This window comes from Pseudomonas sp. IT-93MI4 (genome assembly GCF_949767635.1).
Lineage (GTDB): Bacteria > Pseudomonadota > Gammaproteobacteria > Pseudomonadales > Pseudomonadaceae > Aquipseudomonas > Aquipseudomonas putida_A.
The window spans coordinates 1-601 of the sequence record NZ_CATKPP010000032.1; the positions used below are offsets into that span (position 1 = coordinate 1).

1 pseudogene is annotated in these 601 nt (G+C 56.4%); it reads right to left on the reverse strand.

The window, feature by feature from the left end:
* Nucleotides 1–408: pseudogene (locus ACM6I7_RS14565) on the reverse strand (hypothetical protein); the annotation flags it as partial.
* Between the last annotated feature and the right edge of the window lie 193 nt (nucleotides 409–601).

Below are 601 nucleotides of genomic sequence, written 5' to 3' on the forward strand. Positions count from 1 at the left end.
TTCCACTCGGGTAATGTCGGGGCGCACATCCTCAACCGCTTTGATCGTGTAAGTGCGCACGGGGAAGGGCACCGCCTCGCTTTCATTCGTGCTCTTGTTGAACGTCGTTTTGCACTCGATGGTCAAGTCACTGCCATCTTTCAGGTTTTTCATTGCTGCTTGAGTGAGTCCGCGATTTTGGTAGCCCCTATCGATCAACGGCTGAGTGACAGGATCCCCAGGTGCAATATCGTTGATGTACGCAGTGCCGTTGGCATTGGTTCCGGTCAGACGCATCCACATACGCTGACCGGTAGCTATCAACGGCCAGACATCTATGCGAGCGACTGCGTTGGCAGTCAGATTAGCCACATTGAATTCCGGGCCTTCGCCATCGTTGTCGGCTTCCATGATCACCGGCGATTTCAAGCTTGAGTCCGAAAAAGTGCCAACATTCAACAACAGCGGCAACGAGGTCCGGGGCGCACCGTTGCGGGTGACGGTGTACGTCACGGTGACGGTTTTGCTCAGGTTGAATGCCAGCACGGTGACCGGCAGTTCGATTGTCAGTGTGGTTTCACTGATGGGTCTGGCCGGGGTGGTGTGCGAGCCGGCGGCGGCC